Genomic DNA, 15,580 nt, shown 5'->3' on the forward strand with positions numbered 1-15,580 from the left:
TGCCCGCCGCAGGTCAGCGGGCATCCACATCTCTTTCGCATGTTCCCGTGGGGGGTACACACCGCATGTCCTTGAACGAGCCGCAGGGCCCGCCGAGTCCACCTCCGGCCCACCCGCCGGCCAAGCCCCCGCCCCCGGCCGAGGCCCCCGCCGCGGCGCAGCTCCCGGCCGAGGCCGCAGCCTCAGCTCCGGCTCCGGCACCGACACCGCGACCGGCACCGGAGCAGCCGCCCGCCGCTCCCTCGGCCGCCCCGCAGCCGTACCCGGCGCAGGCCTACCCGGCTCAGCACCCCGGTCCGTCCTACCCCGGACAGCCGTACCCCGGCCCGCCCCGGCCCGGGTACCCCGGCGGTCCGTACCCCGGCATGCCGTACGCCGCCCCGTGGCCCCCCGCCGACGTGCTGCGCTCCCCGCGCGGCCTGGCGGTCGCGGTCACCGCGCTGCTGGGGGTCGCGGCCGCGGTCAACCTGTTCTCGGCGGCCGTCAGCGGGTACGTCTTCTCGCTCATGAAGCGCGTGAGCGCCGACGCGGCGGACGTCGGCCAGGGCACGCTCGACCGGTCGGACGTCATGACCGCCGTCGCCGGCTCCCTCCAGGTCCTGATCATGCTGGCCACAGCGGTCGTCTTCATCATCTGGTTCCACCGCGTGCGCGTGAACGGCGAGATCATGCGCCCCGACGCCTTCGTCCACAAGCGCGGCTGGGCCATCGGCGGTTGGTTCATCCCGATCGGCAACCTCTTCCTGCCGTTCCAGATCGCCCAGCAGACCTGGACCGCCAGTACCCAGCTCGGGCCCGACGGCTCCTTCCGCGAGGTCTCGGCCGCTCCCCTCAACGCCTGGTGGGCCCTGTGGGCCTCCTCGCTCGTGCTCGACCGGGTGTTCAGCCTGATGTACCAGCGGGCCGACACCCCCGAGGCCCTGCGCGACGCGTCCACCGTGGGCATGGTCACCGACCTGGTGACGGTCGCCGCAGCCGTCCTCGCCATCGTCTTCGTCCGCAAGCTGACGGCCATGCAGACCACGAAGGCGGAGCAGGGTCCCTACGCGGCGCTCTGACCCGCCCCCCGGCGGCGCCCCCGCACGTCACGGCGCCGCCGCGTGCCCCGGTACGGCGAACTCGCACCACACGCTCTTCCCGCCGCCCCGGGGTTCCACGCCCCATTCCTCGGCCAGCCGGTCGACCAGCAGCAGGCCGCGCCCCGACACCGCCCAGTCGCCCGCCTCGCGCCGGCGAGGCAGGGCGCTGCTGGCGTCCTCGACCTCGATGCGGATCCGGCCCTCCGGGGTCAGCCGTACGTTGACGTGGCCGCCGCCATCGGTGTGCACGAGGGCGTTGGTCATCAGCTCGTCCGCCGCCAGTTCGATCTCGTCGGCCCGGTCCGCGGCGCCCCACGCGGCCACCGCCGCACGGATCAGGTGGCGCGCCATCGCCGGGCCGTCGGGGTCGCCCGGGGTGAGCGGCAGGCGCAGCGGCCCGCCGCCGCGCGGGGCGGGGGTGCCGCGCCGGCGCAGCAGGAGAAGGGCCATGTCGTCGCCGGCGCCCGCGTCCCCGACGAGGTCGCACAGGACGTCGGCGAGCTCCTCGACGTCCACGGGCCCGGCCCGGACCGCCTCCATGAGCTCGTGCATCCCTGCCTCGGGGGCGCCGTCCGGCCGTTCGAGCAGGCCGTCCGTGCACAGCACCAGGGTGTCGCCGGGGTGCAGTTCGAGGCTGGTGACGGGATAGCCGGAGCCGGCTCCGGGGTTCTTGTCGCGCGGCGGGAGCCCGAGCGGGAGCCCGCCGGCCACCGCGATGCGGTGGCAGCTGCCGTCGCCGCGCCGCACGACCGGTTCGAGGTGGCCGGCGCGGACCAGTTGGAGCCTGCCGGTGTTCAGGTCCACCTCGGCGTACGTACAGGTGGCGTACCGGTCCGTGTCCAGCTCGCGCAGGAAGGTCGAGGCCCGCGCCATGGCCGTACCGGGGGTGTGGCCTTCGGCGACGTACGCCCGCAGGACGATCCGCAGCTGGCCCATGACCGCCGCCGCGTCCGTGTCGTGGCCCTCCACATCGCCGATCATCACCCCGACGCGGCCTTCGCCGAGCGGGACCACGTCGTACCAGTCCCCGCCGATGTCCCGCCCCATCCGGGCGGCCCGGTACCGCACGGCGATCCGCGCGCCCGGCACCTCCGGGATCCGGCGCGGCAGCATCGCCCGCTGCAGGCCCTCCGCCAGGTCGTGCTCCTGCTCGAAGAGGATGGCCCGCTGGAGGCTCTGCGCGATGCCGCTGCCGAGCGCGACGAGCAGGTTGCGCTCCTCGGCCGTGAAGTCCCCGTCCCTCGTGTACAGCAGCCCGAGCGCGCCGACGGCCCGGCCCTGGGCGATCAGCGGCAGGTAGACGCCGCTGCGCACGGACAGCGGCTCGATGTACGGCCAGAGCTGCGGGTAGTGGTCCTGGAACTCCTCGCGCGAGGCGATGAACACCGGCTGGAGGTTGCGTACGGCCTCGCTCATCGGGAGCCGCGCGTCGATCCGGGTGTATTCGATCTCGGGGACGTACGAGCCGAGCTGCCCCTCGGCTACGAGGTGGATCCGGCCGCCGTCGACGATGCCGAGCATCACGCTGACCGCGCCGAGGTGGCCGAGGGCCTCGGGGTCCTTGAGGACGTCGGTCACGTCGTTGACGGTGCGGGCGTGGGCCAGGATCGCGCTGGTCCGCTCGACCACGCCGGTCATCCGGCGCCGCCCTTCGGCCTGCTCCCCGCCGGCGCCGGGCTCGCCGGGGTCGTGGGCGGCGTCGCGCAGGATCCCGATGATCCGGTACGGGCGGCCGTTGGCCTCGCGCAGGATGTGGCCCTGGATGTGGGTCCAGACGGGGGTTCCGTCGCGCATGCGGGTCCGTACGTACGCCCCGTAGTGGCTGCGGCCGTCCTTGAGCGCCTGGGCGACCCGGGCGTCGAGCCGGACCTCCTCCCCGGGCGGCACCCGCACCCGCAGCCCCTCGGGGGTGCCGTTGAACTCCTCGGGGCGCAGGTCGAGGACCTCGAGGGCGGTGGGATCCAGATGCATCTGCCCACTGTCGAGGTCCCAGTCGAAGGTGCCCATGCGGTTGAGCGCGAGGCTCATGTCCGGCTGCGCGGGCCAGTCGACCTCGGGGCTCGCTCCCCTTTCGGCCATGCAGCCAGGGTCTCACCGTTCCCGGGCGCGTGCCCGTACAAGCCGCCCGCCGGTCAGCCGGCGGGGGCGGACGGTGTGCCGGTTTGGGGCGGGTTGCCCGGCGGGGGCGCCGACGCGGGCGCGGACGCGGGCTCCGAGGGCGGCTCGGACGCGGGCCGGGACGAGGGCGGCGATGCCGGCGGGGACGGCGGCGGGGGCGGTGGCGCGGACGCCGACCCGGCCGGGGAGCGCGAGGGGGTCGGCGGGGTCGGGGACTCCTCGGAGGTCGCGGGTGCCGGGTGCGACGGTGTGACCGGCGCGGGCGGGAGCACCGGCGGCGGCACGGGCTTGTCGTGCTCGCCCCGGTCGTCTCCCCGGCCCCGCTCGAACCAGCGGCGGTCGTGGGGGTCGTAGATCACGAACTTGTCGACGGACGTCGACGACGGCGCGATGGCCACCACCTTCGACGGCTGGTACGAGTCCCAGGGCTGCCCGTGCCGCTTCGGGTCGGCCTGCAGCGCGACCGGGGCCCCGAGCGGGTTGCCGCAGGCGCACCGCACCCGCGGCACCCCCCGGTCGTCGATCAGCACCGCCGTCCCGGCCTGGAGCACCGCCTGGAAGCCGGTGGCCTTCCCGTCGTGGTAGCCGTGGTTGGTCACCCGGGTGTCCGTGCGCAGCTGCACCGGGGTGAGCGCGCGCAGGTAGCCGGGTACGGACTCGGGCCGGATGCCGAGGGCCGAGGCGAAGGCCCCGTTCTTGGCGGGCTGGGCGGACAGCAGCCGGATCTGCTTCTCGACGTCGCAGCTCGCCACGGACCGGGTACCGCCGTACAGGCCCGGCGCCGAACCGCTGATGGTGCGCGTGGCGGTGGTGCCGGGGCCCGGCGTGGCGCTCTGCGCCGACGGCGCCGGGCTCTGCGGAGGCGGCACGGCCTCCTGAACGGCGGTGGACTCCGTGAAGGGGGCGGGGCCGGTGGCGGAGGCGGGCTGGAGGAACACCTCGCCGCGGGCGGAAGGGGACCCGCCGGGCCGGGTCAGCACCACGGCCAGGACCACGGCGCCGGTCACCGCGACGAGGGCGGTGGCCAGCCGGGGTACGGACCGCCACCACGGCCCCTTGGCGGGCGGCCCCGGCGGCGTACCCCCGGATGGCGGTGAAGGCGGGGCCGGCGGAGTGGGTGGCGGGCCCTGCCGCCCGCCCGAGAGGGGGCCGGACGGCGGGCCGGTGGGGCGCGGGCCCGGCGGCCCGGAGGACTGCGTGGGCCGCTGCGGCTCCTGGCCGGGGCCGGAAGGTTGCGTGGTCACGGGCTCTTCTTCCCAGGCTGCGGAGTTCCGGTCCCTGCGGACCATTGTGTGCGTCGTCCCGGTGGTGGCCGCAAGCCGAGCGTGCCTACGGTTGCACCGTGAGCGTGAGCAGTCCGTCGTCACCGGGTCCGGCACCGCCGCGCTCGGCATCCGGGGTCTCAGCGCGGGCATGGCGGGACGCCCTCGTCGCCGCCGTGGCGGGCTTCGCGGTGATGGCCGCCGTCGCAGCGGCGGGTCTGGCCTGCGCGGGAGCGACCGGCCTGCCGGGCGGCGCGTTCCCCCGGGTGGTCGCGGCGGTCGTCGTGATGGCGGCCGGCGGATCGATCGAGGTGACGGGCGGGGCCGGCTTCCTGGCCGAGGCCGACGCGAGCCTGTCCGTACTCCCGCTCTCGGTGAGCCTCGCCGGCGCCCTCACGGCCGGCGCCCTCTTCCTGCGCCCCCTGCACAACCGGGCGGTGGCCCGGCCGGGGGAACTCCTGGCCCGGGCCGGCCCGCTGGTCCTGCTCTGGCTGCTCGCCCTCACCGGCGCCGCGCTCCTCGCCCGCCAGACCTTCGGGATCGCCACCGGCGACTCCCCGGTGGCCGATCTCGGCGAACTCCTCGACGCCTCCCCGACGGTCGGTTTCCAGGCGGCCCTGCCGGCGACGCTGGGCTGGGGACTGCTGTGGATCCTGGGCCTGTTGCTGATCGCCCTGCTGGTCTCGCGCCGTGCGCCGCTCCCGGCCCGGCTCGTCCGCTTCCACACGGCGGTGCGGCCCGCCGCGTTCGCCACCGTGGCGCTGCTCCTCGCGTACGTGGTCCTCGGAGTCGGCGTCGGCCTGGTGGTGGCCGCCACGCAGGGGCACGCGGACCGGACCTTCGCCGTGATCCTGCTCGGTCTGCCGAACCTCGCCTGGTTCGCGTTCACCCTGGGGTTCGGCGGAGCCTGGGAGGGCGAGGTCGAGGGCCCGTTCGGGCTGCCGATGCCGCAGCTGCTGGACGAAGTGCTGCGCGGGCACGACCTGTCCCGGGTCGACGTGGCCTCCCTCGCGCAGCGGGACTCCCGCGCCTGGTGGCTGGTGGCCGTCGCCGTCGTGCTCCTGCTCGGCACCGGCTTCCTGGCCGCCGTACGCTCCCCGGCCGCCGTCCGCGCCTGGCAGCACGCGCTCCACCTGGGCGTGGCCCTCGCCCTCGCCACCCTGGCGGTCTGCCTGCTGGCCGGTGTCCGGGCCCGCTTCGGGCTGTCGCTGCTCGGCATCGGGGACGTCGGCGGGGTCGGCGGCATCGTGGAGCTGCGCCCGGTGCTGTGGCGCACCGTGGGCCTCGCCCTGGTCTGGGGTGCGCTCGCGGGCTTCCTGGGCGCGCTGCTGGCCCGCCCGGTCCACCGCCGCGGTCTCGTCGAGGAGCCGGAGCCGCCCGCCGCCGCCGCCGAGAGGTGACCGGACCTCAGCGGGCTGCCTCGCCCCGGAACACCGGCCGCGCCCAGCGCGGGGGCGGGGGCGGGGCGCCGGGCGGCGGCGCCTGCGCTCCGGCCCGGCGCAGCGCCCCCGTGAACCCCAGGCAGCTGCTCCACCGGTCGTCCGGGGACTTGGCCAGGGCCTTCGCCAGCACCTCGTCGACCGCCGCCGGCAGGCCGGGCCGCCGTGAGCTCACCGCGGGCGGCGGATCGTACTGGTGGGCCCACAGCAGCGCCATGTCGTCGTCCCGCCGGAACGGCGGGCTCCCGGTCAGGGTCTCGTAGACGACGCAGCCCAGGCTGTAGACGTCGCAGCGGGCGTCGACCGGCTTGCCGGAGATCTGCTCGGGCGCCACGTAGTCCAGGGTTCCGACGAACTGCCCGACGCTCGTGAACCCGGTCAGCGAGAGCGACTTCTTCGTCAGCCCGAAGTCCGTCAGGTACACGTGCTCGGGGTGTTCGCTGTCCGTCCCCTCCGCGACCAGGATGTTCCCCGGTTTCACGTCCCGGTGCACCAGGTCGTGGGCGTGCGCCGCGTCCAGGGCCGAGGCCACCTGCCCCGCGATCCGGGCCGCGGTCTCCACCGGCAGCGGCCCGGTGCGGTCCAGCAGGGCGCGCAGGTCCTGTCCGGGGACGTACCGCATCGCGATGTACAGCAGCCCGTCGGTCTCGCCCGCCTCGAAGACCGGCACGATGTGCGGGTGGTCGATCGCCGCGGCGACCTTCGACTCGTGGGCGAAGCGCTGCCGGAAGACGTCGTTGCGGGCGAGTTCGGGGGCGAGCAGCTTCAGGGCGACCGGCCGGTCCAGCCGCAGGTCCCGGGCGAGGTAGACGACCGCCATGCCGCCGCGGCCGATCTCGCTCTCCACCAGGTATCCGGCGATCCGTTTGCCGCGCAGGTCCGTAGGGCGCCCGCCCAGGGGCTCGGCGGCCATCACGGCCCTCCGCTCCCGGGCGGAGTGACGATCCGCGTGGGTTCGTGTCCGACCGGCGGCTTCTGCGGCTCCGGCGGTTCCGGCTCCGGCGGGTGCGGCTGCTCCTGCGGCTCGCGCGGCTCCGGCTCGGCCGGGACCCCGGGGCCCTCGCCGACCGCGTACGCCACGAGGGCGGTGCCGTCCCCGTACATCCAGCGCCCGGTGGCCTCCTCGTACAGCCAGACGGACTCCCCGTCGATGACGATGCCGGCCCGCAGTCCCCGGGTCGCCCGCCGGAAGGCCTCGCTGTCGGTGCGCCCCGAGGCGAGGCCCGTTGCGGCCTGCCGGTAGCGCTCCAGGGCCTCGGCCCCGTGCGCGAGCAGGGGCAGCGCGTCCCCGGCGCGCGACGGCGGCGGGCCCCCGGTCGGCGGCGGCTCGGGTACGGGGACCAGGAGCCGCCCGTCCACCCATGCGGACCAGCCGTTGGCGCACAGGATCTCCCCCCACTCCCCGCGCCGGGACAGCAGTCGTACGGGCAGGAAGGGGTCCAGGGCGGCGGTCGGCCGGGAGAGCTCGGGCTCCTCCCAGGCGGGCAGCCCCTCCCGGGGGACCACGTGGGTGGGGTGGAAGTCGGCGGGTCCGGTCGTACTGGTCATCGGCGGCTACTTCCGCATGATCGCGGGCTCGTGGCGGCGCAGCAGCCGCAGGACCAGCACCCCGAACAGGACGGACAGGGCGACGAGCATCCCGAGGTCGAGCAGCCACACGCCCGCGCTGTGCGCGAAGAGCGGGTCGTCGGTGAGCTTTCCCGGCACGATCGCGCCGAGGTCGATGGTGCCGGCCATGGCGCCGAGCGCCCACCGGGAGGGCACCAGCCAGGCCAGCTGTCCGATCACCGGTACGCCGTCGAGCTGGAGCAGGGCCCCGCAGAAGACCACCTGGACGATGGCGAGGAGGACCAGCAGCGGCATGGTGACCTCCTCCTTGCGGACCAGGGCGGAGACCAGCAGGCCGAGCATCATCGCGGTGAAGGACAGCAGGGCGACGGCGAGGGTGATTTCGACGAGGGGTGGCATGAAGACCCCCTTGCCGCCGGGGGCGTTGGTGTCCACTCCGTACAGGCCGACCAGGGTGAGTACGACGGCCTGGGCGACGGTGATCGCGCCGAGCACCAGCACCTTGGACATCAGGTAGGCGGATCTGGACAGGCCGACGGCCCGTTCCCGCTGGTAGATGACGCGTTCCTTGACCAGCTCGCGCACGGCGTTGGCGGCGCCGGTCAGCACGCCGCCCACGCACAGGATGAGCAGCGCGTTGATCGCGGTCTCCGGGGTGAGGGCGCTGCCGGCGAGGGCCCGGGCCATGGCGCCCATGACGAACGGCAGCGCGATCATGATGGCGAGGAAGGTGCGGTCAGCGCTGAGCGCGGCGGCGTAGCGGCGCATCAGGGTGGAGAGCTGGGACCCCCAGCTCTGGGCCTTGGGCGGCGGGGCGGCGAAGGCGGCCGCCGGGGACCGGTCCCCCTCCGGCCGGGGCTGCGGCGCGGCGTTCCGTACGTACCTGCGGTACTGGGGGGAGCTGCGGTACTCCCCCGCCCAGTCCCGGTCCCGCTCGTTCTCGAAGGCTTCGAAGGCCTCGGGCCACTGGGCGAAGCCGAAGAAGCCGAGGGTCTCCTCGGGCGGCCCGAAGTAGGCGATGCGCCCGCCCGGGGCGAGGACCAGCAGCCGGTCGCAGACGTCGAGGCTGAGCACGCTGTGGGTGACGACGATGACGGTGCGGCCGTCGTCGGCGAGGCCGCGCAGCATGTGCATGACCGAGCGGTCCATGCCGGGGTCGAGTCCGGAGGTCGGCTCGTCCAGGAAGAGCAGGGAGGGCTTGGTCAGCAGTTCGAGGGCGACGGAGACGCGTTTGCGCTGGCCGCCGGAGAGGCTGTGGATGGGCTGGTCGGCGCGCTGTTCCAGGCCGAGTTCGCCGATCACCTCGTCGACGCGGGCCTGGCGTTCGGCCGGGGCGGTGTCCTGCGGGAAGCGGAGTTCGGCGGCGTACGTGAGGGCGCGGCGGACGGTGAGCTGGGCGTGCAGGATGTCGTCCTGGGGGACGAGGCCGATGCGGCTGCGCAGCTCGGCGTAGTCGCGGTAGAGGTCGCGGCCGTCGTAGAGGACGGTTCCCTGGTCGGCGGGGCGCAGTCCGGTGAGGGCGCCGAGCAGGGTGGATTTGCCGGCTCCGCTGGGGCCGACGACGGCGAGCAGGCATTTGGCGCCGACGGGGAAGGAGACGTGGTCGAGGAGGGTCTTGCGGCCGTGGTCGACGGCGACCGCGAGGTCTTGGACGTCGAGCGAGACCTCACCGGTGTCGACGTACTCCTGGAGCTGGTCGCCGACGAGGCACAGGGCGGTGTGTCCGATGCCGATGATGTCGCCCTCGGTGACGGGGGCGCGGTCGGTGCGGGTGCCGTTGAGGAAGGTGCCGTTGTGGCTGCCGAGGTCGGCGATCTCGTACGTGCCGTCGGCGAGGGCGCGCAGTTCGGCGTGGCGGCGGGAGACGACGAGGTCGTCGATGAAGAGGTCGTTGGCGGGGGCGCGGCCGATGCGCACGGCGGTACGGGCGGGCAGCGGGCGCACGGTGGTGGGGCGGCGGAAGGTGCCGGTGAGGGACGGGTGGGACACCGAGGACGGCCGGGAGGCGTCGGCCGGGGCAGCCGGGGCGGCGGGGGCCGAGGCCGGGGCGGCGGGGGCCGAGGCCGGGGCGGCCGGAGCAGCCGGGGCGGCCGGGGCCGGCGGGACGGCCGGAGCGGCGGGGGCAGCCGGGGCCGGGGGGACGGCCGGGGCGGCCGGAGCGGCGTGGGCCGGCCCGAGCAGCAGGGCGCGCGCGCCGTCGGCCGCGCTGCCGAAGCGCAGCTCGCTGCCGGCGCCGACGCTCCAGGTGTGGATGCGGTGGCCGTCGGCCCAGGTGCCGTTGGTGCTGTCCTCGTCCTCCACGGTCCAGTGGTCGCCGTCGGGGCGCAGGATCGCGTGGTGCCAGGAGACGCGGGCGTCGTCGAGGCAGATCTCGCAGAGGGGGTCGCGGCCGACGTGGTACGTCCGGCCCGGGACCATCGCGGTGGTGCCGGCGTCGGTTTCCAGGACGAGCTCGGGCGCGGTCGGCGCACCGGGGCGCTGGGCCATGTGCAGATTTTCCCACGATCCGCCCGGCTCGGCAGGGATCTGCATCACCGCAGGTCAGCGGCGTCTTATGGGTAATGACAACGGTCCCCGTTGCAGCCTTTGCCCATTGCCTCACGGTGCGCTTCACTTCACGCGTCGGAACCGAACAAACGGGGGACGCCATGAGTGGGCACGACCACGGGCACGACGGCCACGCGCCGCACGACCACGGGCACGATCATGCCGCCGGCCACGATCACGGCGGGCACGGCGGCCACAGCCACGGCGTCTCCGCGGACGCCGACCGCCGCTGGCTGGCCATCGCGCTCGGCCTCATCGGAGCGTTCATGGCGATCGAGGTCGTCGTCGGCATCGTGGCCCAGTCGCTGGCCCTGATCTCCGACGCCGCCCACATGCTCACCGACGCCGTCTCCATCGTCCTCGCGCTGATCGCGATGCGGCTCGCGGCCCGCCCGGCGCGCGGCGGATTCACGTACGGGCTCAAGCGCGCGGAGATACTCTCCGCCCAGGCCAACGGGCTGACCCTGCTCCTGCTCGCGGTCTGGCTGGCGTACGAGGCGGTCCGGCGGCTGCTCGATCCGCCGCCGGTGGCGGGCGGGCTGGTCCTCGTGACGGCGCTCGCGGGCATCGTGGTGAACGTGGCCGCCGCGTGGTGCATCTCCAAGGCGAACCGCTCCTCGCTCGCCGTCGAGGGCGCCTACCAGCACATCCTGAACGACCTGTTCGCCTTCATCGGCACCGCCGTCGCCGGTCTGATCGTGCTCACCACGGGATTCGTCCAGGCCGACGCGATCGCCACGCTGGTGGTCGTGGTGCTGATGGTCCGGGCGGGCTACGGGCTGGTCCGCGAATCCGGCCGGATCTTCCTGGAGGCCGCCCCGGCCCACATGGACCCGGACGCGGTCGGCGACCGGCTCGTCGGGCACCCGCCGGTCACCGAGGTCCACGACCTGCACATCTGGACCATCACCTCCGGGCAGGCGGCGCTGTCCGCACACGTCCTGGTCGAACCGGCCGGCGACTGCCACGCCGTACGGCGCGACCTGGAGCGGCTGCTGGAGAAGGAGTACGGGATCACGCACACCACCCTCCAGGTGGACCACGTACAGGAGGCACTGCTCACGGTCGGACGCCCGGGCGGGGACCCGGCCGACCCGCATTGCGCCGACGCGCACGGCCCGGTGCACCGGCAGGGACCGCACGACCACTGAGAGGCCCTCGCGCGGGGCATGCATGCACGCATGACGCAGCGGGGCATGCATGCACGCATGACGCAGAAGCGCAGCGCAGGACTGCTCCTGTTCCGCCCGGCCGCCCGGTCCGCCGGCCCCCCGGACGACGGCATCGAGGTGCTCCTCGGCCACATGGGCGGCCCTTTCTGGGAGCACAAGGACGACGGGTCGTGGGCCATCCCCAAGGGCGAGTACGAGGAGGACGAGACCCCGATCGACGCGGCCCGCCGGGAGTTCACCGAGGAGATCGGCCTGCCCCCGCCGGAGGGCCCGTACCTGCCGCTGGGCGAGCTGCGGATCCCCGGCGGCAAGCTGGTGACGATCTGGGCGGTACGGGCGGACCTGGATCCGGCGCTGATGGTGCCCGGGACCTTCACGATGGAGTGGCCCCCGCACTCGGGCCGGACGCAGGAATTCCCCGAGCTGGACCGGGTGGCCTGGTTCACTCCGCCGATGGCCAGAACCAAGCTGATCACCTCTCAAATCCCCTTCCTGGAGAGGCTGTTGGGGCTACCGAGAGGTTGACCCGACCTTGACTTGCCAACAAACCCCACCTCCATGGACATTGCACATATGACGAGCGTCGTGCTGGTGGGAACCCTGGACACCAAGGGTGTCGAGTACGGCTGGCTGCGCGAGGGGCTGCTGCGCACCGGCGTCGAAGTGATCATGGTCGACACGGGAATCATGGGCGAACCCCGGGTACCCGCGGACGTACCGCGCGAAGCGGTGGCCCGGGCAGCGGGAACGGAGCTGTCGGAACTGCGCGCGGCCGCCGACCGGGGCGCGGCCGTGACGGCGATGGCCGAAGGTGCCGAGGCGACGCTGTTGCGCCTGCACGCCGAAGGCCGGCTGCACGCGGTGCTCGCCATAGGCGGCAGCGGCGGCACCTCCATCGCCACCCGGGCCATGCGCGCGCTGCCGCTCGGCGTGCCGAAGCTGATGGTCTCGTCCATGGCGTCCGGGGACGTGGCCCCGTACGTCGGATCCTCGGACGTCACGATGATGTACAGCGTGGTGGACATCGCGGGGATCAACAGCATCTCCGCGCCGGTCATGGCGAACGCGGTCGAGGCGGCCGCGGGGATGGCCAAGGCCTTCGAACGCGCGTCCCGGGAGCCGAACCGCCCGGCCAGGCTGGGCGCCGGCTCCCGCCCGCTGATAGCCGCGAGCATGGCGGGCGTCACCACGACCGGGGTGGACGCCGCCCGCGAGCGGCTGACCGGACTCGGGTACGAGGTACTGGTCTTCCACGTCAGCGGCACCGGCGGCCGCACCCTGGAGACCCTGGCCGGCCAGGGCATCTTCGCGGGCGTCCTCGACCTCACGCTCAGCGAGCTCGCCGACGACCTGTGCGGCGGCATCCTCACCGCCGGCCCCGACCGGCTGAGCGCCGCCGGGCGGGCCGGGATTCCGCAGGTGGTGAGCCTGGGGGCGCTGGACATGGTGAAGTTCGGCCCGCTGGAGACCCTGCCCGAACGGGCCCGCTACCGCCGGGTCCACGTACACAACCCGTCCATCACGGTGGTCCGTACGACCCCTGCCGAGTGCGCGGAGCTCGGGCGCCGGGTCGCCGCCAAACTCCGCGCCGCGACCGGTCCCACGGCCGTCTGCGTCCCGCTTCGCGGACTGTCCACGCTCGGCGCCCCGGGCGGCACCTACCACGACCCGGACGCGGACCGGGCGCTGTTCTCGGCGCTGCGCGAGGGGCTGCGGGGCAGTTCCGCCCGGCTCTACGACTACGACACCCACATCAACGACCCGGACTTCGGGAGGGCGGCGGCCGACCGGCTGCACACCATGATCGGCGCGGCGCAGGCCGCGGCGTGATCCCCGGACGACCCGTGTAGAGCCCCCATGAGCCCACCCCGGACACCGTGTGAGATGCTCCGCGCGGTTGGGAACCGGCCGTGGCGGAAACCGTGTCCCTGGGTGTGCCCGCTCGGCACGAGCGGGCCCGCTGCCCGGGGCCCGGTGACGCCGCGGACGGGGACACGGGACGGGACGGGGACGGGGGCATGACGATGAAGAACGCGTGGACGGTGCCCGGCTATGCGCAGGTCCGGGAGCTCGGCTCGGGCGGCAGCGGCCGCGTGGTACTCGCCGTCCACGAGGCCACGGGCACGCCGGTCGCCGTGAAGTACCTCAGCGACCGGATGCGCGAGGACCCGGCGTTCGTCGGGGAGTTCCGGGCCGAGGCCCGCCTCCTCGGCGGATTGGACACCCCGTACGTGGTCCGGTTGTACGAGTACGTGGAGGCGCCCGCCGGCGCCGCCATCGTGATGGAGCTGGTCGACGGGATCTCCCTGCGCGCCCTGCTGAAGCAGGCCGGGCAGGCCGATCCCGAGGCCGCGCTGGTGGTGCTCAAGGGCTCGCTGCTGGGCCTGGCCGCCGCGCACCGGGCGGGCGTGGTCCACCGCGACTACAAGCCCGAGAACGTCCTGGTCGCCGCCGACGGCTCCTCGAAGCTGGTGGACTTCGGGATCGCGGCGCGCCGCGGTACGACGCCCGGCGTGGCCGGCACCCCGGCGTACATGGCCCCCGAGCAGTGGCAGGGCCGCCCGGCCTCGCCCGCGGCGGACGTGTACGCGGCGACGGCGACCTTCTTCGAGTGCCTGACCGGCCGCAAGCCGTTCGCGGGGGAGAACTTCGCGGAGCTCGCGGTCCAGCACGTAGAGGCGCCCGTACCCGAGACCGAGGCCCCGGAGCCCGTCCGCCCGCTGATCCGGCGGGGGCTGGCCAAGGCGCCGGAGGAGCGGCCGGAGAACGCCGAGGCGTTCGTGGCGGAGCTGGAGGGCGTGGCGCTCGCCGCGTACGGGGCCGACTGGGAGGAGCGCGGGCAGCGCAAGCTGGCGGCGCTGGCCGCGCTGCTGCCCCTGCTGTTCCCCTCCGCGGGCGCCCCGGCCGCGGGGACCACGGCGGTGGCCACGACGACGATCGCGGCGCCCTCCCGCTGGGCCCCGGGCCGGCGCGGGCTGATCGCGGGCGGCGCGGCGCTGGTCCTCGGGGTCTTGACGGCGCTCACCTACAGCGCGGCCGGCGGGGAGGCCGGCGGGGCGGCGGCGCTGAACGCGTTCGCGACGTCGAGCGCGAGCCCCGGCGGTACGGGCCCCGCGCCGGCGCCGGGCCCGAGCACGTCGGCCGGTCCCGCGCCGTCCGCCTCCCCTTCCCCGTCACTGTCCGCGTCCGCGTCCGCGTCGCCGTCGTCCACTCCGAGCCCGAGCCAGTCGCCGGTGGTGACGCCCGCGGTCACGGCTCCGACGACCCCGCCGCCCACCACCGCGCCGCCCTCGCCGAAGCCGACGGTGGTCGTCGGCGCGGTGTCCGTCACCATCCGCCAGACGGGGAACTCCCTCGGCCAGGCGACCGTGAGCGTCGAGGCGAAGGGCACCGCGCCGGTGACGGTGGTGCTCGAATGGTTCACGGGTGACGTGGCGGGGCGGCTGGGCAAGGCGGACGGCCCCGCGGACACCCTCACGTACCAGCCGGGCGCCGCCGCACCGCTCGTCAAGACCCACACCTTCTCCGGTGCGGGCTGCTACTGGGGCGTGCGCGCCACCACCAGGCCCGCCGCCGGCAACGGTTCCTCGACCAGCCAGGTCTTCATCAGGCGGTGCACGATCTCATGAGCGACAGCGACGACGACTACAGCGCCACCGTCCTCGGCAGCCACTGGTTCAGCGGGCCGCAGCAGGCGCCGCAGCAGACTCGGGTCCAGCCGCAGGAAGCCGTGCCCGACCGGGTCGAAGGCTCGGTCCTGCGGTTCGGGCCCGGGGTGACGGCCGCCATGCCGGCGCCGTTCCCCGTGGTGGTCGCGGAACCGGTGGCGCCCCGCCGGCGCGGGGAGTGGCGCCGGTACACCCTGGCCGCCGTGGTCCTGCTGGCGGTGCTGGCGTACCTGGCCTGGCAGCGGTACGGACCCGCCCTCGAAGTACGGGACGTGACGGTCGCGACCGCCGATCCGCGGGGTCCCGGCTGCGACTCGACCGCCGACGTGGTGGCCGTCGTACGGACCAACGGGCGGCCGGGGACCCTCACGTACCGGTGGATCCGCTCCGACGGCACGCAGTCGGAGCAGCTCACCGAGCGGGTGCCGCGGGGGAGGAAGGAGGCCCGGCTGCACCTGCTGTGGACCTTCCAGGGCCGGGGCACCTACGGGGCCGGGGCCGAGCTCCGGCTGGTCTCGCCCGGACAGCGCACCGCGGCGACGCAGTTCACGTACCGCTGCGCGGACACGCCCGCTGGTTGACCCGGGGCGTTGACGAGGGCTCAGGGACGCCTCCGACATCCCCGCGCGTCTCGTTCCAGCCGGCGAACACCCCATCGGGGCGCGGCCGTCCCGCACGGATGGCAGTCCGCGCGGGAGGCCCGCAGCCGCTTCGGGGAGTGGCTGC

General features: G+C 74.8%; 12 protein-coding genes. 7 read left to right on the forward strand and 5 right to left on the reverse strand.

Annotated features, from left to right (window positions below):
* Nucleotides 1-65: 65 nt before the first annotated feature.
* Nucleotides 66-1,058, forward strand: a complete 993-nt coding sequence (locus ACIBAD_RS01670) for a DUF4328 domain-containing protein (protein WP_398903655.1) — start codon at nucleotides 66-68, stop codon at nucleotides 1,056-1,058.
* Nucleotides 1,059-1,085: 27 nt separating this feature from the next.
* Here the strand turns inward: ACIBAD_RS01670 and ACIBAD_RS01675 are convergent, their stop codons facing one another.
* The gene (locus ACIBAD_RS01675; protein WP_134068165.1) at nucleotides 1,086-3,158 is read right to left on the reverse strand and encodes a SpoIIE family protein phosphatase; all 2,073 of its coding nucleotides are present in this window, start codon (nucleotides 3,156-3,158) and stop codon (nucleotides 1,086-1,088) included.
* A 53-nt stretch (nucleotides 3,159-3,211) separates the two neighbouring features.
* The gene (locus ACIBAD_RS01680; protein WP_134068166.1) at nucleotides 3,212-4,441 is read right to left on the reverse strand and encodes a DUF6777 domain-containing protein; all 1,230 of its coding nucleotides are present in this window, start codon (nucleotides 4,439-4,441) and stop codon (nucleotides 3,212-3,214) included.
* A gap of 98 nt (nucleotides 4,442-4,539) precedes the next feature.
* Between ACIBAD_RS01680 and ACIBAD_RS01685 the strand changes: the two genes are divergently transcribed.
* A complete protein-coding gene (locus tag ACIBAD_RS01685) occupies nucleotides 4,540-5,859 on the forward strand; it encodes a streptophobe family protein (RefSeq protein ID WP_398903658.1) in 1,320 nt (439 codons plus the stop codon).
* Nucleotides 5,860-5,866: 7 nt separating this feature from the next.
* Here the strand turns inward: ACIBAD_RS01685 and ACIBAD_RS01690 are convergent, their stop codons facing one another.
* The 3 genes from ACIBAD_RS01690 to ACIBAD_RS01700 are packed head-to-tail and all read right to left on the reverse strand — an operon-like array spanning nucleotide 5,867 to nucleotide 9,954.
* Nucleotides 5,867-6,811, reverse strand: coding sequence for a serine/threonine-protein kinase (locus tag ACIBAD_RS01690; protein ID WP_398903660.1), 945 nt, complete (start codon nucleotides 6,809-6,811; stop codon nucleotides 5,867-5,869).
* Nucleotides 6,811-7,446: a hypothetical protein gene (locus tag ACIBAD_RS01695; protein ID WP_398903662.1), complete on the reverse strand. Its 636-nt coding sequence runs from the start codon at nucleotides 7,444-7,446 to the stop codon at nucleotides 6,811-6,813. Before ACIBAD_RS01695 ends, ACIBAD_RS01690 begins: the two co-directional genes overlap by 1 nt.
* Nucleotides 7,447-7,452: 6 nt before the next feature.
* Nucleotides 7,453-9,954 carry an FHA domain-containing protein gene (locus ACIBAD_RS01700; RefSeq protein WP_398903664.1) on the reverse strand — a complete coding sequence of 834 codons (2,502 nt, stop codon included), beginning with the start codon at nucleotides 9,952-9,954 and terminating at the stop codon, nucleotides 7,453-7,455.
* Nucleotides 9,955-10,115: 161 nt separating this feature from the next.
* Here ACIBAD_RS01700 and ACIBAD_RS01705 point away from each other — a divergent pair, with 161 nt between their 5' ends.
* The 5 genes from ACIBAD_RS01705 (at nucleotide 10,116) to ACIBAD_RS01725 (ending at nucleotide 15,435) form a co-directional block, all read left to right on the forward strand.
* A complete protein-coding gene (locus ACIBAD_RS01705) occupies nucleotides 10,116-11,165 on the forward strand; it encodes a cation diffusion facilitator family transporter (protein WP_134068169.1) in 1,050 nt (349 codons plus the stop codon).
* Nucleotides 11,166-11,222: 57 nt separating this feature from the next.
* Nucleotides 11,223-11,711, forward strand: coding sequence for an NUDIX domain-containing protein (locus tag ACIBAD_RS01710; RefSeq protein WP_134068170.1), 489 nt, complete (start codon nucleotides 11,223-11,225; stop codon nucleotides 11,709-11,711).
* A 48-nt stretch (nucleotides 11,712-11,759) separates the two neighbouring features.
* Complete coding sequence (locus ACIBAD_RS01715) at nucleotides 11,760-13,016, forward strand: Tm-1-like ATP-binding domain-containing protein (RefSeq protein WP_134068171.1); 1,257 nt, start codon at nucleotides 11,760-11,762, stop codon at nucleotides 13,014-13,016.
* Nucleotides 13,017-13,204: 188 nt separating this feature from the next.
* The gene (locus tag ACIBAD_RS01720) at nucleotides 13,205-14,815 is read left to right on the forward strand and encodes a serine/threonine-protein kinase (RefSeq protein ID WP_398903667.1); all 1,611 of its coding nucleotides are present in this window, start codon (nucleotides 13,205-13,207) and stop codon (nucleotides 14,813-14,815) included.
* A complete protein-coding gene (locus ACIBAD_RS01725) occupies nucleotides 14,812-15,435 on the forward strand; it encodes a hypothetical protein (protein ID WP_398903669.1) in 624 nt (207 codons plus the stop codon). The genes ACIBAD_RS01720 and ACIBAD_RS01725 overlap by 4 nt, the downstream gene beginning before the upstream one ends.
* Nucleotides 15,436-15,580: the final 145 nt, after the last annotated feature.

Source organism: Streptomyces sp. NPDC051109, assembly GCF_044455885.1.
GTDB lineage: Bacteria > Actinomycetota > Actinomycetes > Streptomycetales > Streptomycetaceae > Streptomyces.